This window comes from Clostridium thermobutyricum, assembly GCF_000371465.1.
Taxonomy (GTDB): Bacteria; Bacillota; Clostridia; order Clostridiales; family Clostridiaceae; genus Clostridium; species Clostridium thermobutyricum.
Genome location: NZ_KB850958.1, coordinates 135,438 through 158,955, shown reverse-complemented (window position 1 = coordinate 158,955; position 23,518 = coordinate 135,438). Strand labels below are relative to the sequence as shown.

General features: G+C 24.1%; 14 protein-coding genes. 11 read left to right on the top strand and 3 right to left on the bottom strand.

The window, feature by feature from the left end:
- Positions 1-312: 312 nt before the first annotated feature.
- The 7 genes from tyrP (at position 313) to HMPREF1092_RS14275 (ending at position 9,038) form a co-directional block, all read left to right on the top strand.
- Positions 313-1,722: a tyrosine-tyramine antiporter gene (tyrP, locus tag HMPREF1092_RS14305; RefSeq protein WP_002599382.1), complete on the top strand. Its 1,410-nt coding sequence runs from the start codon at positions 313-315 to the stop codon at positions 1,720-1,722.
- A gap of 629 nt (positions 1,723-2,351) precedes the next feature.
- Positions 2,352-3,923 (top strand): AbgT family transporter, encoded by a 1,572-nt coding sequence (locus tag HMPREF1092_RS14300; protein ID WP_002599381.1) that lies wholly within the window; start codon positions 2,352-2,354, stop codon positions 3,921-3,923.
- Between the two features lie 199 nt (positions 3,924-4,122).
- Positions 4,123-5,364: a peptidase U32 family protein gene (locus HMPREF1092_RS14295; protein WP_002599380.1), complete on the top strand. Its 1,242-nt coding sequence runs from the start codon at positions 4,123-4,125 to the stop codon at positions 5,362-5,364.
- A gap of 362 nt (positions 5,365-5,726) precedes the next feature.
- The gene (locus tag HMPREF1092_RS14290) at positions 5,727-5,990 is read left to right on the top strand and encodes a TIGR04540 family protein (RefSeq protein ID WP_002599379.1); all 264 of its coding nucleotides are present in this window, start codon (positions 5,727-5,729) and stop codon (positions 5,988-5,990) included.
- Positions 5,987-6,739, top strand: a complete 753-nt coding sequence (locus HMPREF1092_RS14285) for a ParA family protein (protein ID WP_002599378.1) — start codon at positions 5,987-5,989, stop codon at positions 6,737-6,739. Before HMPREF1092_RS14290 ends, HMPREF1092_RS14285 begins: the two co-directional genes overlap by 4 nt.
- A complete protein-coding gene (locus HMPREF1092_RS16635) occupies positions 6,675-7,442 on the top strand; it encodes a hypothetical protein (RefSeq protein WP_207637639.1) in 768 nt (255 codons plus the stop codon). Before HMPREF1092_RS14285 ends, HMPREF1092_RS16635 begins: the two co-directional genes overlap by 65 nt.
- A gap of 717 nt (positions 7,443-8,159) precedes the next feature.
- Positions 8,160-9,038, top strand: a complete 879-nt coding sequence (locus HMPREF1092_RS14275) for a DMT family transporter (RefSeq protein ID WP_002599376.1) — start codon at positions 8,160-8,162, stop codon at positions 9,036-9,038.
- Between the two features lie 90 nt (positions 9,039-9,128).
- On the opposite strand, the gene HMPREF1092_RS14270 is transcribed toward HMPREF1092_RS14275, so the two are convergent.
- The 3 genes from HMPREF1092_RS14270 to HMPREF1092_RS14260 form a co-directional block, all read right to left on the bottom strand.
- A complete protein-coding gene (locus HMPREF1092_RS14270) occupies positions 9,129-10,091 on the bottom strand; it encodes a hypothetical protein (RefSeq protein ID WP_002599375.1) in 963 nt (320 codons plus the stop codon).
- Between the two features lie 1,825 nt (positions 10,092-11,916).
- Complete coding sequence (locus HMPREF1092_RS14265) at positions 11,917-12,696, bottom strand: ABC transporter ATP-binding protein (protein ID WP_002599374.1); 780 nt, start codon at positions 12,694-12,696, stop codon at positions 11,917-11,919.
- A gap of 2 nt (positions 12,697-12,698) precedes the next feature.
- A complete protein-coding gene (locus HMPREF1092_RS14260) occupies positions 12,699-13,973 on the bottom strand; it encodes an FtsX-like permease family protein (RefSeq protein WP_002599373.1) in 1,275 nt (424 codons plus the stop codon).
- A gap of 1,201 nt (positions 13,974-15,174) precedes the next feature.
- On the opposite strand from HMPREF1092_RS14260, the gene HMPREF1092_RS14255 reads away from it, so the two are divergent.
- The 4 genes from HMPREF1092_RS14255 (at position 15,175) to HMPREF1092_RS14240 (ending at position 23,460) form a co-directional block, all read left to right on the top strand.
- A complete protein-coding gene (locus HMPREF1092_RS14255) occupies positions 15,175-16,728 on the top strand; it encodes a hypothetical protein (protein ID WP_002599372.1) in 1,554 nt (517 codons plus the stop codon).
- A 239-nt stretch (positions 16,729-16,967) separates the two neighbouring features.
- A complete protein-coding gene (locus HMPREF1092_RS14250; protein WP_002599371.1) occupies positions 16,968-18,311 on the top strand; it encodes a D-alanyl-D-alanine carboxypeptidase family protein in 1,344 nt (447 codons plus the stop codon).
- A 2,446-nt stretch (positions 18,312-20,757) separates the two neighbouring features.
- Complete coding sequence (locus tag HMPREF1092_RS14245) at positions 20,758-22,092, top strand: PTS sugar transporter subunit IIC (protein ID WP_002599370.1); 1,335 nt, start codon at positions 20,758-20,760, stop codon at positions 22,090-22,092.
- 270 nt (positions 22,093-22,362) lie between these two features.
- On the top strand, positions 22,363-23,460 hold the full coding sequence (locus HMPREF1092_RS14240) for a DUF871 domain-containing protein (RefSeq protein ID WP_002599369.1): 1,098 nt from the start codon (positions 22,363-22,365) through the stop codon (positions 23,458-23,460).
- Positions 23,461-23,518 lie beyond the last annotated feature (58 nt).

The following is a 23,518-nucleotide window of genomic DNA, read 5'->3' as shown; positions in this document are numbered from 1 at the left end:
ATAAAAAGAAGAAAAAATATAGTTTTGAAACTAATGTTAACATTAATTTTATAAAAGTAACTAAAAGTTTAAAACTACGGTGACTTAATAAAAAAATGTTAATATAGTTAAATATAAATTATCAATATGATAATACTTATTAAAATTTACTGATATATTTAGTATGTAAATGTATTAACTTTATAAAAAATATATATTTTGCAATTTAGACTAAGTTAGTTTTCTCTATATAATAAATTGCATAAAGGATTTCCGAGGAAAAACCTTTAAAAATTAAAAACAAAATATAGAGTGAGAAAGGATGTCGTTATTATGGATAACACAAAAAAACTTAGTTTAGTACAACTAGTTGGTATTACTATGGCTTTCTTTGGTACAGTTAGAAGTGTTCCTACACTAGCTGCAACAGGTTGGTCACAAATTTCTTATCTTATCGCAGCAGTTATATTATTTGCTATTCCAATAGCATTAATAGCAGCAGAGCTTGCAACTGCATATCCAAAAGAAGGAGGTCCTCAAGTTTGGGTTTCTGAGGCATTCGGAGAAAGATTTGGTTTCGTAACTTCATGGTTACTATGGGTTCAAATGTTTTTCGGAATGGTTATGATAGCTTCAACAATTGGAGTTATGCTTGGATACGGTGTTGGTAGTCCAAAACTTGCTCAAAACAACTATTTCGTATTCGTATGTATATTAGTTGGATACTGGTTAGTAACTTTACTTAACATGAAATTTGACATGGTTAAAGTTGTTGGTAACTGGGGAGCAATAATTGGTGTTTACATTCCATTTATTTTATTAATCATCTTAGGAATAGCTTACTTAGCAAAAGTAGGAATTAACCCAGATGGTTACTTAGCAGGTGGATTCTCAGCTAGTAAAGTGTTACCAAACTTCCATGAAGGTGGAACATTAAACTTATTCTCAGCTATTATCTTTATATTTGCTGGTATTGAAATTTCTTCAGTTCACGCAAACAATATTGATAATCCTAAGAAGAACTATCCAGTTGCAATAATTATTACTTTAGTTATAATTATAATTCTTAACCTTGTAACTGGTTTAACTATGGCAAATGCAGTACCTAATGGAAAAATGGAATTCTCAAACATCTTACAACCATTCTCAATATACTTTAAAGCTTTAGGAATTCCAATGATATTCACAAATATCATAGGATGGATGATTGCTATTGGTATATTAGCACAATTATCTGCTTGGGTTCTTGGACCATCAAAAGCTATGATAGCAGTTGCTGAAGAAGGTTTATTACCAAGAGTATTCCAAAAAAGAAACAAAAGAGGAGTACCTGTTACTTTCGTACTAATTCAAGCTATTGTTATTTCATTAATAGCATTTGTATATGTTATAGTACCAAACGTAAATACTGCGTTCTTAATAATCACTATAACTACTACAATAATTTACTGTTTAGCATACATCTTAATGATATTCGCAATTATCAAATTAAGATATTCTAAACCAGAATTAGACAGACCATTTAAATTAGGTGGAATGGGAACAATGTGGTTTGTATCAATCCTTGCTTTAATTGGTGTTACATTAACTATCATTGCAAGTTTAATCCCACCAACAGCAGTTGGACCAGGACACGGTGGAGCATATATTGCATTCCAAGTAATAGCTTCATTAGTTGTATTCATAATTCCACTAATAATTTATGCTTGTAAAAAACCAAGCTGGAAAAAAGAAGATAAATAAGAAAAAACTAAATTAAAGTAAATATAAATTTCTAGCCCAAATCGGAATTTATATTGAAAATATTTTATAAACGACAAACTTACTCAATAAATTAAATTTTCACTACTTATATTAAATAACCATTAAGACTTAGTCTTAATGGTTATTTTTTTATACATTTAAATGGTAAGATCAAGATAAACTAAAAAGTATTCTTCTCAAAGTTATTTTTATAAATTTAAATGATTAAATTTTATTTAGTTAATGGTGCAATATGAAAATTACATTTTTAAAATACTTATAAAAAAATAATTATAAAAATTTTAGTTTTTAATATAATCAAATTAAAAAAGTGATTTTTTAACAAAAAAACATTAATTTGTTTATTCTGAAAAGACATAAATTTAAAAATGTATTTAAATAAAAGACATGCAAGAAAAATTAAAATAACATAATTTCAATAAAGTATATAAATTTTTAATAAATAATCAAAAAAATTATGTAATACTTCCCTATATATGATAAATAATGAAAAAATAATCGAATTTTGATTTTGTAGTTAAAAATATATAGAAAGATGATATAATAAATACAAATATTAATAAAGTGTTAACGGGGACAGTTTATTTAACAACAAGGGGGAAGAATTTATGAGCACAAAATTAAAACAAAAAAAAGTGACTAATGTGTCAGAAAAGCCTAAAAAAGAATCGTTCATAGAGAAAGTAGGAAAGAAAATCCCAGATCCGGTAATTATATTTATGGGATTATATGCTTTAGTATTTACTTTAACTTTATTTATGGGTGGAATGCAATTTGAAACTTTAGGAGCAGATGGAGGAAACATAGTTCACGAAATAAAAAATATGTTAACTCCAGAAAATTTTAGATGGATATTTGATAATGCATTATTAAACAACTGGCTTGCATATGGTGGAGGAGTTTTAGGAACTATCCTTATAGTAATGCTTGGAGTTGGACTTGCTGAAGAATCAGGACTTTTAAGTACAATAATCAAAAAAGTTGGATTAAAGGTTTCAGATAAGTTTTTACCAGTAGTTTTAGTATTCTTAGGAATTATGAGTAGTATAGCTACAGATGCTGGATACATCATTCTTATTCCACTTGCTGGTATGCTTTATGTAGGACTTAAGAAAAATCCTTTAATAGGTATGGCTGCAGCTTTTGCTGGAGTATCTGCTGGATTTAGTGCTAACTTAATACCAGGAACTCCAATAGATGTATTAGTGGGAAATAATGCTAAAATATTTGCAGAAGGTCAAGGAGTACCATTTGTTTCAGCATCTGGACAAGCTTTAAACCCTGCAACAATGAACTATATATTTATACTTGCTTCAACAGTACTTTTATCAGTAGTAGGTTATTTTATAACAGCTAAATTTATAAAACCAAGACTTGAAAAAGAATCATATGTTATACCAGAAGATTTTGATGCAGAAAACTTTGCTGTTAAACCAGAAGAAAATAAAGCATTAAAGAATGCATTATTAGGGCTTGTATTAGCTTTAGGAATAATAGCTATATTATATGTTGGGCCACTTCATCCTTATGTTAATGACAAAGGTGCAGCAGTTAATCCAATTATGGATAACATAATCTTATTTATAACATTTGCATTTTTCTTACCAGGATTATTCTTTGGTAAAAAAGTTGGTAAATTTAATAATGCAATGGATATAGTAAAAGCAATGAGTAAGCAAATGAGTGGAATGGGATATGTATTAGTTCTTACTTTCTTCTCATATAACTTCTTAGCATTACTTAGCTATTCAAATATAGGAACTTATATTACTTATCTTGGAGCTTCTTTCTTACAAAGCTTAGGATTAAGTAAATACCCAGTATTATTATTAATAGGATTTATAATTGTAACAGCAATAATAAACCTTTTTGTTGGTGGATTAACTTCAAAATGGATGTTATTAGGACCAATATTTATACCAATGCTTTTCAGTGTAAATCCAGACCTTACTCCAGATGTAGTTGCAGCAGCATATAGACTTGCAGATTCATCTACAAATGTAATATCACCTCTTATGTCATATGCGGGAATTATCCTAGTGTTCATGAGAAAATACAAACCAGAATATACATTAGGTGATATGATAAGATTAATGACTCCATATTCAATTGGATTCATAATTTGTTGGACAATATTATTAATAGGTTTCTTCACTCTAGGTATACCACTAGGGATTTAATAAATAAAAGGACACCAGAAGGTGTCCTTTATTTTTTGAAAAAATATTAGAAATTATAAAAATTAAAAATATATAATAAAAAAATAATATTTAATTAGAAAACATTAATTTAGTTATCTTATTAACTTTCTTGTAAATTGTAAAAGTTCTGTTTATAATGTTTTGTAGAAATTATTTTAAAAAGTGAGGAAGAAAGCTAATGACAATAAAATATAAAAAGCCAGAGCTTTTAGCACCAGCTGGAAGTTTAGAAAAATTAAAAATAGCATTCCAATATGGAGCAGATGCAGTTTATTTTGGAGGAAAAGATTTTTCGCTTAGAGCTGCTGCACAAAACTTTTCTTATGAAGAAATGAAAGAAGGAGCAGAATTTGCTCATAGCTTAGGAAAAAAATTATATTGTACTATAAATGTAATGCCAAAAAATGAAGACTTAGAGCAAATGCCTAAATTTTTAAAGCAATTAGAAGAAGTAGGAATTGATGCTGTACTTGTATCAGACCTTGGAGTGTTAGGAATGGTTAAAAAACATACTAATCTTGCAATCCATGTAAGTACACAAGCTAATACAATAAATTATGAAGCTTGTAATGTATGGGAAAGCTTAGGAGCTGAGAGAGTAGTTTTAGCAAGAGAATGTTCATTAGAAGATATAAAGACTATGAGAGAACATATAAATCCTGAATTAGAATTAGAAGCTTTTGTACATGGTTCAATGTGTATATCATATTCAGGAAGATGTCTTTTATCAAGCTTTATGGCAGGTAGAGATTCTAATATGGGAGCTTGTACACAATCTTGTAGATGGAAATATTCATTAGTAGAAGAAAAGAGACCAAATGAATACTTCCCAATAGAAGAAGATAGTCATGGAACATACATAATGAATTCAAAAGACCTTGCTATGATAGAACATCTTCCAGAATTATTAAATGCAGGTATTTCATCTCTTAAAATAGAAGGAAGAAATAAAAGTGAATATTATGTTGCAGTAATAGTTAATGCATATAGACAGGCAATAGACCTTTATTATAAAGATCCAGAAAATTATAAGTTACCTGAAGCATTAAAAGAAGAATTATATAAAGTAAATCACAGAAAATATCATACAGGTTTCTTCTTTAAAGAACCAAAAGAAGAAGGAATAATATATGATACAAATTTCCATATAAGAGATTATGATATGACTGCAATAGTTTTAGATTATGATAAAGAAACTGGAATGGCTCTTTGCAGACAAAGAAATAAATTTGTTAAAGGTGATGTAATAGAAGTATTATCACCAGGAAAATTTGATCAAAGCTTTGTAGCTGAAGAAATATATAATGAAGATGGAGAAAAGATAGATGAATGTCAACATCCAAACATGATATTTAAAATTAAAACTCCATTTGAATTAGAAAAAAATTCATTCTTCAGATGTAAAGTAAAGAAAAAATAATTATTTAACCCATAAAACAAGTAAATTTTTAAATTTATTTTATAATAAGCTATTTTGGAAAAATTTTTTTCAAAATAGCTTATTTTTTTACAAATAAAATTAGATTAAAAAATAAATAAAAAAACATGGTAGAAACAGTTATAAAGTCAGTTATAGAGTGAATTATGTATATAATTAAGTGAAATAGGGTATAAAAAGTGTATAAATTTAGTTGAATTTGTTATAAAATTTATTCAAATTTTATTTGAATCTAAGATGATTTTAGTATAAAATAAGGTAAAAGGAAGTTAAAAAGAGGTTAATTTTAAATATAAAATCAAGTTAAAATTAGTAGTTATATCGGAAAGGAGTAGGTTAACAAAATGCAAAAAAATGATATAAGACTTTATTACAAGAATCAATTAGAGCTTGGATATGCATTAAGAGATTACATAGATGCTTATTTTCAAAATAAAGTGCAAGATGCAGAGTTAGAAGAAAAAATATTCTCAGTTATAGAAGCTAATAAAAGTAAGTTCTATAAAGGAGATGAAATAGCTCAAAAACCTAAACAAATATTAGGAAAAGCAAGACTTGATATCCTAAATAGTATAATAAGTAAAAATTCAAAGGGGGGAGAAAAATGAAGAAGATAGCAGTTCTTAACAATAAAGGTGGAGTTGGGAAAAGTACTGTTGCAGTTCAACTTTCTCATGGATTAGCAAAACTAGGCTTCAAAGTTATTTTAGTGGATTTAGACGGACAAAATGATTCAAGTCTTTTCTTAGGAATACAAGAAGCAGATTATAAAAAGACTTTTTTTGATTTAATAAATAGAAGAGATCCAGTAACAATAGATGAATGTATAATTGAAGCTAGAGAGGGCTTAGATCTTCTTCCAAACTCTCACATTGAAGAAATAAACTCAGAGTTCTATAGAGAGGCTAGAATTGACTTAGTTCTTTCAGAGAAGCTTCAAGGGCTTGAGGAAATGGATTATGATTATGTAATAGTAGATTGTGGTCCTCAAAGAACAAAAATAAATGATGCAGTTCTTTGCTATGTAGACAGCATAATAATGCCTGTTCAAGTAGAAGCAGCAGCAGTTAGAGCTTGTGGAAGTATATATGAATATCTTTCAGATTTAAGACTTACTCCTGATAAGATAGCGCTTATAATACCAAATATGTATGATAAAAGAACAAAGGATGCTAAAGAGAACTTAATGTTCCTTCACGAATTCTTTGGAGACGAAGGCTTAGTAACTGAACCTATTAATAGAAGAGTTAAGATAACTGAAGCAGGAAAAATGGGTAAAACAGTTTTTGAGTATGATCAAGAAGCCGCACAACAGTTCTTCAAGGTTCTTGAAAGGTTGGTGGAACGCGTTGTCTAAAGCTAAAAAAGATATTAATCAAAACTTTGAAATGCTAAAAGCTCAAATGCAAGCCAAAAGAAAAAAAGCAGAAAGACAAAGTATAGATAAATCACAAGATGATGATAAAAAGATTAATACCGCAGTTATAGATATCAAAGAAGACAATGCAAAAGAGAAAAATATTTCAGAAAAAGATAATAAAGTTGCAGCAAAAGAAATAAAAAATGATTCTATAAAAAATGAAGTAGTAGAGGAAAAAAAGATACCTGTAATTGAGGAAAATAAACCCGAGGTAATAAAAGAAATTAAAAAAGAAGAACCAGTAGCTAAAGTGATTGAGGAAGATACAATAGATGAAGTAGATTCTGAAATAATAGAAGCTGTAGAAGAAGAAGTATTAGAAGAAAAACAAGAAAAAAAGGTTAGAAAAAAGAGATCTCCAAGACCTAAAAAAGTAGTTCAAGAAGAAGAGTATGATGATGATTATGATGACTTCTATGTAGAAGAAGATGATATAATAACTACAACTACTGATGGAGTAATAAAAATAAAGATAAAGAAACAAGAAAAGCCTGAAGCACCTAGAAGAGCTACCTATTATCTAAAGCAAGAAACTATTAGAAAAATAGAGAAGGTTTCTAAGATGTCAGGCATAGGTAAATCTAAGCTAGTTCAACTGCTACTTGACCAAGCACTAGATAACCTAGAAATTGAAAAATAAGTATAATAAATTTGAAATATTTATTTAGTTTTAAACTAAAAATATAAAAATTGAAAATCAATTATTAATGCTTATAAATACGTAATTTTAATTAAAAAAGTAATTCTAATAAATTAAACTAAATAGATTTGAATTAATAATTTCAAAATATTATATGTTAAATAAATTTATAATTATTTACACATGTTATATTATAACAAATTATAAATTAAAAGATAGAATTAATAAGATTTAAATTGTTTTTAAACTCTAAAAGGGAAGTGTTAAATTCTCTTTTAGAGTTTTTTTGATGCAATACTTTAGTTTTAAAATAAAAGAATTCTTTTATTTATATTATAGTATATGAAGGTTACTAATTGTTATATACATTAAATAATTAAATTATTTACAATAGAAATTTTAAATTTAAATAATTAGTACATGAAAAGTTAAATAAATTTAAATTTAAAATTAGATAAAAATAAGGAAAAAGAATAAGAAATATGTTAAAATCTTATAGGTATTTATGGAAAATAAATATTATTTCCAGTTTACATTTAAATAAAATACTCGTAAAAGAATATTAATTTTAAAAAATAAAATATAATGAAAAATTACAAAGAATAAAATATTAAATATAGATATATACATCCTAAAATCATTGATATTATAAAAATAAAATGATAGAATATATTGAAAATTAAGGGGGACGAATAATATATTTAGGAGGAGTTTTTCTTGTATAATAAATTTAAAGGAATTATTCTAATAATATTATCGGCTCTCTTTTTTGCAGCTATGAATGGTTTCATAAAAGAAGTTAAAGGTATTCCATTAGGAGAAAAAGTTTTCTATAGAAATATAATGTTATTCGTTGTATCTATAGTTATAATTATTAAAAATAAATCTTCATTTTTAGGCCATAAAGGAAGTAGAATTCAATTAGTTTTAAGAGGAGCATTTGGAACTTTAGGAATTTTAGCAGGATTTTATGCACTTCAACATATGATACTTCCAAATGAAACTATGTTTGCAGATTTGAATATCTTTTTTATAATAATTTTTTCTTTTATATTCTTAAAAGAAAGAGTAAACGTAATCCAAGTTACAGCTATTGTAATAGCTTTTATAGGAGTATTGTTTATAATTAAACCATCTGCAAAGTATCATATGAGTTTGATTCCTGTAATAGTTGCAATAATATCAGCAGTTTTATCAGGAGGAGCTTATACAATAATAAGAGGAATAAGAAGTAAAGAAAAGCCAGAAACAATAGTTTTCTTTCTAGCCTTAGTATCACTTATATTTACTGTTCCTTCTATGATTATTCATTATGTTCCACTTACAACTCATCAATTAATCTTATTAATGCTTAGTGGAGTTTGTATAGCTGGAGCAGAAGTGTGTGCTACAAAAGCTTATACATATGCACCAGGAAAAGAAATATCAGTATTTGGTTATACAGAAATGATATTTTCAATGATAATTTCATTTGTATTCTTTGGAGCATTGCCAAAACCAATGCAATATATAGGCTATATTTTAATAATTTTAGGTGGATTAATCGTATTTTTATATGATAGAAAAGTATATAGAACAAATAAATTGCAAAATTAATATATACACTAAATTTAATAAAAAACTACTTTAAATAAAAAATATAAAAAGCACTATAAATATTTATAGTGCTTTTTCTTATAAATAAATTTAAGGAGTATAACTTCCTGTTAAAGTGATAGGGTACTTTATAGAATTTTTTGTTACTGGAGCCTTAATATAAAATCCGCTTAATCCAGTATAATTATCAATATAATTTAATTCATATTCACCTGTTGTTCTACCATCAAAAGATTCTACTAAAGGGAATTGAAAATTGTTATTTGGTCCAGAAGCCATATAGCTTAAGTTAAATATATTATTGTCTCCTGCATATTTTTCTAAGAATTCATTTGAGAATCCATATGGGTTTGAAGAGTGTATTAAAGTTACTTGAGTACCATTAATATAGCCTTTAAAAAATGGATATTTAGATACAGTTGGATTACTTGATAACTTTATTCCAATTACTTTATTTGAACCAGGTTTTGAAAAAGTTCCACTTAAAGTTGAACTATATTGAGAATTTATACTTTTTAAATTAAAAATACCAGTATTAACTCCATTAAAAAATTCATACATTATAAAATTATTATTTCCAAGAGAGCTTACTTTTAATGTGAATTTTTCATTTAATCTATCTACATAGTATTCGTTTAAAATTAGTTGCTTATTTACTATAGTAGCGTTATTTAAAGGAATAATTATAGTATCACCTTCAATATTTCCTGTTAAATATGTATTACCATCAATTATATCTGAAAAATTACCAGTACTTTGAGCCATATTAGTAGAAGTATTGTTTGTATCATAATTTTGTGTATTTGATTGAGAGTTTGCATTATTATTTGAAATATTAGAATTATTTACATTACTTAATTGGTTATTAGAATTAGCCATATTATTTAATGTAGGGGAAGTAGGGGAAGAAGTGTTTTTATTCACACTTAAAGCTACATTTTTAGTTATTGGCTTTTGGATAGAATTATTATTATAAATAACCAAAGACATAATTATTAATAATAAAATTATTATTCCTACTAAAATAGGAATTAAAATGCTTTTAATTTTCATATAATCACCTTTCTATATTAAAAATAATTAATATTAGTTTAATACTGGAAATAAAGGAAAACAAATTAAATTTAAAAGTAAATTAAATACTATGTATTAATGAGTGATTAAATGAATAGAATAAATTTTAATAATTAGAATTTATAATTTAAAGTTTTCATGATCATTATAATTAATCTATCATAATTTTAATAAAATAAAATTATATCTAATTGAGAAAATACGTCTTGATTATTTATTATATATGCATATAAATCATATTAAAAATAAGCTATTTTATAATATGATTTTTTATTTTTTTATATAAAATAATCTTTTTGCAAAGTCTATTTTATTGTTAGTCACTTAATAATTATACATTTAATTAAAGTAAAATATTAAAATACTATTTAGATATTAACAATAAATTTTCCTATAATTAAATAGAAATAAAGAGAAAAATATTATTTGGATTTACTAGATAATTATATTAAAATATATAAAAATTAACGTTATTTCGCTAAATCATAATTTAGCGAAATAAAAATAGGCAATTTAGCATGAAATTAACTCTAAAATACGATTGAATTTCGCTTATAAAAACCATAAATCACCATATAAAATTTTATAAAAATCCTCCGATTGCCCTTATAGGTTTTTAAATACTCTATAACAAGCAAAAGGATAATTTGAAATAAATGCATAAAAATAAAAAGAGATAAAATATTTTTAAGGAAAAATAAAGTTGAAATTCAGTGAATTTATAACCACAAATAATAGTTAAATTTGCTAATATTTTTAAATGTTTATATATTGATAATGAAAATCAAATAAATTTTTGGAACAAATTATCTTAGAAACTCATTTGTAAATTAAATAATATCATTTATATTTTTATAGTTTTCAGAGAAATTTTGAAGTAAAAAGTAATAAATTTACAACTAATTACACTTGATTTAACACAAAAAATATTTTCAAAAAATAAAAATATATATAATTGAACTTTAAAGTAAATTTTGAAAATAAATTTATGCGTAAATTCACATAATAAAAAAATAGTATTTTTTTTAATAAAATATTATTATTCTATCCAATATAAAATTAATTTATTTTTATAATATACAATATTTTGATAAAATGCTTTTTATATGTACTGATTTAATTTTATATCCATTTATTTCTATAAATAAACTTTTTAGGAGCAATATTTTTTATTTTAATATTTTTCTAAACCTACACTACTCTAATCTTTTTATATTTATAAGATATTGGTGTTAATTTAATGAAAAAATAATATATACTATCATCTTATTTTATTAACTCTCCTATTGATCTTTTATTTTTAAATCTGTAAAATTTTATCATCAAAAGTTTTAGAAGTTATTTATACAACTGATTCACTTCTATTTTTAGTATATAAAATTTTATCTGTATTTATTTTAAGTGTTTTTCAAATTATTTATATCAATATGTTAATTAGAAAAAATGAAAATGTTAATATATGATTTGCTATAGATAAAATATAAATTTTACGCTGAACTTTTTTGAGTGTAGAAAATGATCATGTGGTTTCATATGAATTTAAAATAGCTTTTATTTGCAAAGATTCATGTAAATAAAAGGTAAAAATATATAACTATTTTAAGAAAACTAAAAATTTTAAAATTAAAAATAACTTATATTTGTATATAAAATATATTTTTAAAAAATTATTTTTCTTAAAATCCACTATTATTATGTTTTAAATTGCACTTATTTAATGTAAAAATATAGAAATATAATACAATTATTTAATATTAATTAATAAATAAAAAAACAAGTCTAAAATCTAGACTTGTTTTTTATTTTATATATCAATTTCACCAGAAACTAGATTTAATATTTTATCAAAATATTCTCTTTGACTTAAATCTTTTCTTTCAATTGATTTTTCTATTTTTCCATCAATTATATTTATTGTTTTTTTAGAATAGCTGGCTGTTAGTGGATCGTGAGTTACTATCAAAATTGTTATTCCAAATTTTTCATTAAGCTCTTTAAAGATATTTAAAATTATTTTTGAATTTACAGAATCAAGATTTCCAGTAGGTTCATCTGCAATAATTACCTTTGGATTATTTATAAGTGCTCTTGCAATTGCACATCTTTGAATTTGTCCACCTGAACATTCTGCTGGATATTTTTCTAAAATTTCAGAAATATTAAGCTTTTCAGAAATATCAGAAATTCTTTCTTTAATTTCTTTTAATGATATTCCAGATAATTTTAAAGGAACAGATATATTTTCTGAAATTGTTAAATTATCAATTAGATTAAAATCTTGAAATACAAATCCAATAGTTTCTGATCTTAATTTACTAAGTGCTGTTTCACTAAGACCACTTGTCCTTTTTCCATTTATAAAAATTTTACCTTTAGTAGGAGAATCAATAGTTGAAATTAAATTTACAAAAGTTGATTTTCCAGAACCAGAAGGCCCCATTATTGAAATAAATTCTCCATCATAAATTTTGAAACTTATTCCATCTAATGCAACAGTAACTTCTTTAGTTAATCCTTCTTTTTTATATTTAAAACTTTTAAAATATTCTTTTGTAAGATTTTCAGCAACAATAACTTCTTTCATATTTATCTTCCCCCATTTTTGAAAATACTATCTAAACCTTTTGAGTATATAACATAACAACTACCAAAACATAAAATCATTAAAAATAAAAAAATACATACTATTGATACTAGTATAAAAAATGGAATTATATCTAAATAATAATATTTAAATATTCCTACAAATAAAAATACTGATGGCAATATTGATATGCAAAAAATAAAACCTAACGATTCTTTAAAAATTATTTTTTTAATATCTGAATTTATATATCCAAGTTGTTTTAGTATTTTAAAATTTCTTATTTTTAGAGTTGCTAAAGAGTTAAAACTATATAGTGTTCCAATAATAAACAAAAATAATAAAAGTATTAAACTTCCAGAAAAAGCTGATGTTAAATAAATGTTTGATTTAAAATTAGCTAAATTAACTAATAACAAACCTGAAATTAAATATATACTAATTAAAATACCTAAATTTTTTTCTATATTTAATTTTATATTTCTAAATACTAAAAAATTTATTTTATCAGAAGATTTATTGCTAAGTTTAGAAAAAATACTTGGTAAGCAATAAAAAGTAAAAATTAATGTAGATATACTTCCAAGGAATCCCAATAGCGAAATAGCATTAAAATCATTTGAAAAAATCATGTAAAATAAAAATAAAAGACTTATAATTAATGAAACAATCATAAAAAATTTTTTTGAAGGCTTCTTTATTTTAGTTTTATAATTTCCATTTTTAGATCTAATTAAATCACAAATTTCTGTCCTATATCCTAATCCAACATTAAACAATCCAAGAATGAAAATATTTACAAATATTATTAGAAGTGTGGCAGTAATTCCTTCATTGGTTAATGAAAAACTTGTATTATTTATACCTATAATATTGTATATTATAGAAAGCACTAATGGAGATAATAAAAATCCAAAAAGTAATCCAAATATTAAAGAAATCAAAGATATTATTATATTAATTACTGCAGTAGAAAAAGCTAAACTATTTAAGGAAAGTCCACTAATTATCTGGACTGCAATTTCTTTTTTTCTTTTTTCCGTAAATAAATTATTAGAATAATATCCGATTAGCATAATAATGAAAAGAACTATTAGGTGTATAGAAGATAAAGATACATAATCTCCTTGTGATAAATTTGATTTAATATTTGGATCATAAATTATATTAAATATTCCAAATAAAACCATAAAAATTATTATAGAAGAGCAAGTATATAAAAAGAAATTTTTGAAATCTCTTTTTAATAATAAGAGTGAGAGTTTTAAAGAATTCATAAAATTACATCTCCTAATAAATATATTTTTTTAAGAATAGCTAGATAACTATTATTTAGATAATTTTACCATATAAAATATATTATAACAATCGAGTTTTTTTAATTATATTTTATTAAATAAATTTTATTCTTCATAAATTCAAAGTATCTTTCTTCATTTAATAATATAAAATTTTTTAATTATAATTTTATATGAAAATTTATAGATGAGTTTTTATTTATAATTTTTTATTATAAAGATCTTTAACAAAAAATACTTTTAGATTTTAAATTTAGTAAATTTGGAAATTAAATTTTAAGTGAAAAATAAAGTTATTTAGATTAAAGTTATATAAATCAAAGATATTTATAAATATTATACTAAGAAATTTATTAGAAAAGAAAATAAAATTTATTTATTTCAAATAATAAAAGGCAACAAAAAACAACTATAATATTAGATTAAACTAAAATTATAGTTGTTTCTCTCATTGTAAAAGAATTAAAAAAGTTTCTCAGGCTCTTAATTCTTTTTAAAACTTAGTGTTTCTAATCGATATTTTATATATTTGATTATAGTTGTATTTTTGCCATTAGTCAATAGATTTAATCAAAAAATTAAAAAAACTTTTTGGGAAAACTATTTAAATTTACTCCCCTATCCCAATGAAATCCTTTGTAAGGCTTGTATTTCCAGTATGTGTACTAAAAAGCCTACATAAATGTTTATGTATTTGTAACTATATATGTTTACATAATTAATTGTACAAAGGTTTTTATAATTAATTATGTAATCAATTATATTTACATATACGGAGTTATTTATGTAAACATATGTACAAACATAGTTATTTACGTCAAAATAAATGTTTATATATACACTTCTATTGATATCAAATGTTGTCTAAACCCCCATAAATACTACATTTTACGAGAAAAATTTTTTATTAAAATTTGTTGCATGTTAGAGAATTTTAGTGTTATAATCTTATCTAAAGATAGGCTGTAAAGTTTCTCAGGCTCGCAGCCATTAAATTTAAAAACTTAGTGTTTCAATATAGAACAGGAATAAGGCTATTTTTTATTTGTATAATAGTCTAGTCTGTTGTTTTTAGGTTATTTAAAAATAGATAGCCTAGATATTTTATACTTAAAATGTATTAAAATGGATTTTTTTGTATATATTGAAACACCCCTAGAAATTAGGAGGTGTATTTTTTATGGCTGCAGAAAAAATTTCACAGCTAAATATAATAAAAAATGCGTTGGTTTCTACTAGCACACCTTTAGTTTCATCACAAAAAATTGAAGATGCAATAGTAGAAATTCAAAGTATAAAAAATAAAAAAGATGGTTACACAGCTATTGGAATAAAAGATGAAAATTCAATTTTTACTCAATGGCATATAAGTAACTTTAAATTAACAGAAAAAATTTCAAAGTTAATGGATTTTAAAGATGTGTATATATCAATAAATTCAATGCTTTCACCAATTAGACAAATTCAAAATATACGGCATTTACACTCTTTTTGGGTAGATATTGATTATTATAAAATAAAAAAATATAAGAATAAAACTACTGAAGAAATGATATCTAGAATGAGAAAAGATGGTCAATTTGAAGAAGTTGAACCCTCATTTTTTGTTGATAGTGGAAATGGAATGTATATTTTTTATCTTATAGAAAGTGCAACAAAGAATGCATTGCCAATATGGCAAAAAATACAGGATACTTTAGTAAAAAAATTTGAAAGATATGGAGCTGATCCATTAAGTTCAGATGCTGTTCATATATTAAGATTACCAGGAACTATAAATTCAAAAACTGGAAGAAAAGCAAGATTGGTTTATAATGCAAATTCAAAATTTAAGTTTGAAATAAATAAAGATGAATCTTTAAAAAGATATACAATACCAGAACTTGCAGATATTTTTCTACCTAAGCTTCCAATGGAAAAAAATGAATGGAATGAGGTTAGAAAAAAAACTAAAAAAGCAAATATAATTTCAAAAAAACAAAAAGAAATATCACTTTACAATTTGCACACTCTCCATTATTCAAGAATGAATGACATTTTAGCTCTTCAAAGATTAAGAAATGGAAAATGTAATGGATCAAGAGAATTAATGACTTTTTTATATAGATATTATTCATGCCTTTTCATAAAGGATGAAAAAACTGCACTTGAAAGTACTATGGATTTTAACTCTCAATTTGAAATTCCACTTTCAGAAAGTGAAGTAATAAAAGCGACCAAATCAGCAGAAACTGCATATATACGTTGGGCAAAAACTTTTGATCATTACATTAGGCTAACAGATAAGCCACCAATGAGTAAATTTTTTAGAGAAAATGGATGTTATGTTTATTCAAACAAGAAATTAATAAAATTATTAGAGATTTCAGATGAAGAAATGGATTCATTAAAAACTATAATTTCTATAAAAGAAAAAAATAGAAGATCTAAAGATTATAGAAATGAGTGGAAAAAAGATAAAAGTAAAAAAGACTCAAGAAATTCTAATGGACTTACTAAAAGACAACAAAGTAAATTAGAAAACTTAACTATTATTTTAAAACTTACTAAAAGTGGAATGAAACAAAAAGAAATTGCTAATCTTATAAAAATTACTCAACAAGGTGTATCTAAATTATTAAAAGAATGGAAAACTGGCCAAATTGACACTCTTATAATACAAGAATACCTTAAACAAAAGAACAAAACAGACAATTTCGCATCCAAAAAAGAACTATGGGAAAATATTAGTTAAAATACAACTGAAATTTGGTATCTATATATTAATGTTTGTGGGGGCGTTTGCGCCTTCCCCCTACTCAAAAGGAAGCTAGGACTAGGTTTTTAGAGTCTATATTTAAAATATTTATTAATTATAATTTTTGTACACTTTTTTTCATGTTTTTCTTTGTATAATAGTTCGAGACTTATTGTTATGAATATCGATAAGATATGTTATGTTAAGTCTTAAATAGCTAAAAAGGAGTATTACACATGAAAAAAGGTAAATACTTAGTAGTTTTTCTTGTATTTATTGTTTCAGTTGGATTGATAGTTATTAATTTTCCATCAGACCCTACTGCTACAAATGGAGAAAAAGTACTAGTTCAACAAAGCTTGAAAAAAGGAGCAATAGTTCCTAAAGAAGCGCAGCCTGATATTGTTGGTAAATCAGCAATAACAATGGTTTTAGGCACTAATGAAGTTATTTATTCAAAAGATGCTAATGCAAGAAGATATCCTGCAAGTCTTACTAAACTTATGACTGCTTATTTATTTGCAAAATATGCAAAACCAAATGATATAATTCCATATACAGAATCAGCAGAACAACAACCAGCCTTTTCATTAGGTAAAAACTTTGGACCAGTTTATGTAGGTGAAACTATGTCCGCTAAAGATGTAATGGATGCATTGTTACTATACTCTGCTAATGATAGTGCGTACATGATTGCAGATTTCGTTGCAGGAAGTAAAGATAAATTTGTTCAAATGATGAATGATGAAGTAAAAAAATTAGGATTACAAGGAACTCATTTTATGAACCCTAATGGATTACAAAATCCTGATCATTATACTACAGCTTATGATCTTGCAATAATTGGACAATTACCATATAGTGAAGCTTGGTCAAGAGAAACAATGGGTACTGAATCTGCTACTATAAAATTTAATCAAAGTAATAAATTAATCCATATTAAAAACAGAAACAGTAACTTAGGTAAGTATGGAAATGTTGCTGGTAAAACTGGATACACTAGCGAAGCAGGAAGCTGTTTATTTAATATAGATGTTAGAGATGGAAAAACTATAGTTGGTGTTATCATGGATTCAGCTAATATATTAAATAGTCCACAAATGTATAGTGGTATGAAGAAAATCATGGATTACAGCTTTAATGAAGCAACTCCAGTTGTATATGAAAATGCAGGAACAACAATATTTGATCCAACTTTAACTTATAAATTATTTGGATTCTTTGGACCTACAAGAACTGTAAAAGTTCCTATGGTTTTAAATAATAATATAATGTACTATAACAATTCAGAAAACAATGAATTTAGTAATGTTACATTAGATACAAGTAATTTAACAGCATGGGATTGCATATTTAATAAAGATAAAATAAATGTTAAGTTTAATGAGTTAAAATACTCTAAAGACTACTCTGTTACTCCTCAAATAAGTATAGGACAATTAATTGAGCCAATGATATTTGCTTATATATTATTAGTAATAGCAATACTTTCAGCATTACTATTCATAATTATGCTTATAAGAGATATAAATAAAAATAAAAGAAGAGCTAGAAGAAGAACTAGAAAAAATCATAGATAATAATTAAGGATGATAAAATTTTAAAATAGTAATTTACTATTTTAGATTTTATCATCTTTTTATTTATAAAAATTTTTATTATTGATTTATATAATAAAGGTTTAAAATTAAGTTTTAATGAGCTTATTTATTTAATTTTATTAAATTATATAAATTAATATAAGCCATAGATAAAGTCAGATAAGGCCATATATGGCTTATATTAAGATTATTAAGTGTGAATTTAAGAGTGCTTATTAGTGGCTATAAGGATCATATTTTGACGGAGATAATTAATCATATACATATTGAGATATAGACTACAATTAGTACTATTTACTTATCAAGTTAGATTTTAAGTTATCAAAAATTATATAATCTTAAAATTCAATTCTACAATACATTATAGTACAATATTAAATCAAATTTATATTCTAATTTTCTATATAATTTCATTGAATTATAGATAAAAAAATTCTCAAAAATTTTATCCAATTTTTTATTTTTTGCATACTTAAATAGTATAGATAAACATTTTATTTAAAGATATAAAATTTAATATAAGGATTAATTTTTATATTATATACATAAAAATAATAAGTAAAATTATAAGAAAAAATATAGTTAAAAATATATTAAATACTATAATAAAAAAACTATAGAAAAATTAAAAATAAATTATATATATTAGATAAAATTATATAAATAATAGATAATAAAATATGAGATATTTATAAGAAAATATATAAATAAAAAAGTTATAAATTTAAAAAAATTTATTGCTAAAATTATTTTTAAAATAAGAAATTAAAATAAAAATTTAAAATAGTAAGCTTAAAAATTTAAGTTAGATAACTAAAATTTTTTATGTATAAGTTAAAAATTTTCATTATAAGATGTATTTAAAATCTAGTTTTAAATATTTTAGGCAATATATATTAAACTTAAATTTTTATTTAATTGCTCTAATTAAGATACAAAAAATAAGAATACAATTTTAAGATACCAAATTTCAGTTGTATTGATCTATAAAAAACTTAAACGTTAAATTTAATAACTATTAAGACATTTAGATATTATATTAAATTACAAGTTTTATTAGAGGATTTTATTGTAAATATTTATGTTTACATATATATCAACGTATTGATATATAAGGATTTAGTGACTATATAAAATACATCATATAATTAATAGGATTTTTAGGAATTATAGATTAATTACTAATATTTTTGTTGATAAAAATATTGATATTTATGTTTACATAAATGTAAATAAAATATTTTTTTTAAATTAAAAAGGTTGGTTTTCACAAATAAATATACAAATAAAATTACTGTTATATATGTTTACAAAAATAATTACAAAAAAGATTACAAAAAAGATTACAAACTAAATATATAAAATATAAACAATTACGTTTCTAAATACGAAAACATTTACTAAAACAAAAACAATTACAAATACACAAATATTTATATTAACGTATACATTTACAAAAATATAAACGTAAACGTAATTAAAAACAATTACATATATAATTACATAAATGAAAACATATATATAAATAAAAATGTAAACATATATATTTACGTATACAAAAATAAAAACGTTTATATAAATGTAAACATAATTAAAAATAAAAATGTAAACAAAAATAATTATAAAAATATAAACTAAAATATAATTAAAAACGTAAATGTAAACATAAATAATTACATTTATAAAAACAAAAATATTTATAAAAATATATACTTGTGATTTATCTAAATATATTTTTTAAAAATTAAATTTTAAAATTAAACATTTGTTTAAATTGGGTAAATAAAATAAGAGATATTTTTGTAGCATATTAATTTAAAGTTATTTTTAACTTATTTAGAATATGTGATAAAAAATAAAATAAAAATTTGATTATTATAATTTTTATTTAGTTAGTAAATTCTTTATATAGATTATGACCTTTTATATTAGAAATAATTTTTCTATATATAGTATTTTATTAATAGTATTATCACAGTAAGATCCAAAAGGATATTAAGATTATAGATAGATATTATTTTATATTTTAAAAATTTAGACTATTACACTTATTAGATGTGAAATTAAATTTATTTAAGAGTACATAGAAGAAAAAGTACATATAAGAAAATTTTCGCAATCATATAAACAATTATTATTTAATGTTTGAACTATTTATATATTCAAGATTATTCAGTATATAAAAACTTTTATATATCATTTGATAAGTAATTATAGTAGTAACTAATTCATGAAATTAGCTTTTAGTAAAATTAGAGAACATTAATAAAAACAACCTATAAATTTAACTAGAAAAAAATAAAATGAATAAATTATTAATAAAATATGTAATTTTTATTGACATTCGACAAAAATCGACTTATTATATAGACATAAGGTGATTCGAAACAAAAGAATCTTAATCGAAAGCAAAGGGGAGATGATTATGAATAATGTAATCGCATACATGGAAGAAAAGATTATGCCGAAAGTATCTAAGATAGGTAATCAAAGGCATTTAATTGCAATAAGAGATGGTTTCTTAGCTATGATTGCGTTAACAATGGTTGCATCTATAGCAACTCTTATAAATAATATACCAATTGGTCCAGTTCAGAACTTTTTAAAGAACAACGCTTTTGGACAACAAGTATCTGAATTGTGTCAAAATATTTCATGGGGAGCATTCTCATTTATGGCTTTATTCGCTTGTATGGCAATTGCTCACTCATTATGGACAAGCTATGAGAATAAAGGTTTTGAAGGTGGCTTAGTAGCTGCAGCTGTTTTCTTAGCTGTATCAAAACAAACTGTTTTATATACACCACCTGGTTCAAAAGATGCTATTGAAGTTACTGGAGGATTAGCAGCAAGTAACTTTGGAGCAACTGCATTATTTACAGGAATTATAATTGCCATAGTAGCTGTTGAATTATTAAGATATTTAAGTAATGTTGATTGGCTTGAAATAAAATTACCAGATATGGTTCCACCAGCAGTAGCAAGAAGTTTTAAAACTATGTTACCTGGAATATTAACAATAACTGCTTTAGTAGCTGCATGTTTAGCACTTAGAGCTGCTACAGGACAATATTTACCAGATCTTATCACTAAAGTAATACAAGCTCCTATACAATCTGTAACAGATTCATTAGCAACTGCAATATTCTATCCATTATTAGTTTGTGGTTTATGGGCTTTAGGATTACATGGAACTAATGTAACTGACGGAATAGCAGTTCCAATATTTACTTCTTTATCAGCACACAACATGCAACTTGCTGAGCAAGGAGCTACAACAGGATATAATGTAATAAATGGACCTTTCTTCTACTCATTTGTATGGCTTGGAGGAGCAGGAGCAACTTTAGGACTTCTTTTAGCAATATTAATTGCAGGTAAGAGAGCTAGAAAGAGATATGGAGCTATAACTTCATTATCATTACCTCCTGGAGTGTTCAATATAAATGAACCAGTAATCTTTGGATTACCAGTAGTATTAAATCCTATAATTGCAATACCATTTATCATAATACCAGTAGTTTTATCAGTAATTTCATATTTTGCTATATCATCAGGATTAGTTCATCCAGTAATTGTTCAGTCAATTCCTTGGACAACTCCACCTATAATGTCAGGTTTCTTAGCAACTGGTCACTTAAGTGGGGCAATACTAAGCGGGGTTAACTTAATTTTAGCAACAGTTTTATATCTTCCATTTATAAATCTTTCAATTAGATTAGAAGAAAAACAAAATGCTGCATTAGAAAATGAAGCTTAAAATAAAAAAATAATTAAAGCTAAAATTTATTATTAATGAGAGGACTTTGATTTAAAAGGAGTTGAGAAATAAATTAGGGTTAAATTTATGAGAATAAGCTTTAATTAGAATTTAAAATTAAATTAGAAGAATTTTGATAGAGTATATGGTTAACATATACTCTATTATGTAAATAAGGTATATAATAGAATTATTGGGAGATTAAATAGCATATAAATAATTATTTAATCTTTAAAATAATTTATTTAGAGTATAAAGGAGTGTTTTTTTATGGCATTAGGTATTAGTATTTATCCATTATTAAGTTCAAAAGAAGAAAATTTAGAATATATTAAGAAAGCTAGAGATTTAGGATATGAAAGAATATTTACTTCTATGTTAGAAGTAAATTCAAATAAAGATAAAGCGTTAGAGCAAGTTTCTTATTATAGAGAGCTTTTAAATTATGCTAGAGATTTAGGAATGAAGGTATTTATTGATATAAATCCTCAAGTTTTAAAAAATATAGATGTTGATCCAAGTGATTTAAGTTTCTTTGTAGACCTTGGTTGTACAGGCATTAGATTAGATGGAGTATTTAATGGGATTTATGAATCAATGATGACTTATAATGAATATGGTCTTGAAATTGAAATTAATGGTTCATTTAATAGTGCATATGTTAATAATATAATTGATTTAAGATGTAATAAAGAAAAGCTTGTTGTATGTCATAACTTCTATCCAGAAGAATATACAGGACTTCCTAAAGATTATTTTGTTAGCTGTATGGAAAGACATAAAGAACTTGGACTTAAAGTTGCTGCTTTTGTAAATGCAACTAAGGGAGGAATGCAAGGACCTTGGCCAGCAAATGATGGACTTCCAACTCTTGAAAAACATAGAAATAGAGATATTTTAGCTCAAGCACAAGAATTAGCTGCTTTAGGAGTAGATGATATTATAATTGGTAATGCTTTTGCAACTGATGAAGAATTAGAAGCTTTAGCTAGTGTAAATCTAAGTGTTTTAAAATTAAAAATGCATTCAGATAGAGAGCTTACTGAAATCGAAAAAGGATTTTTAAATAAGCAGTTAGCTGATAGAAGAGAAAGTAGTGAGCAAATAATAAGACATTCTTATAGCAGAGTTGACCTTAAAGGAACTGAAATTAAGAGTGATAGAGATGAAACAATAGTTGTTAAAAAAGGAACTGTGCTTTTAAATAATGATAAGTATTTAAACTATAAAGGAGAACTTATTATTGCTAAGCAAGATATAAGAATTGACAACAGAAGAAATATTGTTGGATATATTGATGAGGATTACTTAGATTTATTAGATTATATATTTATGGGTAAAAAATTCTCATTATTTATGGATAAATAGAAGTTAAGGAGTAGCTTAAATTAAGCTACTCCTTTTATTTTTAATACTATTTTAAAGG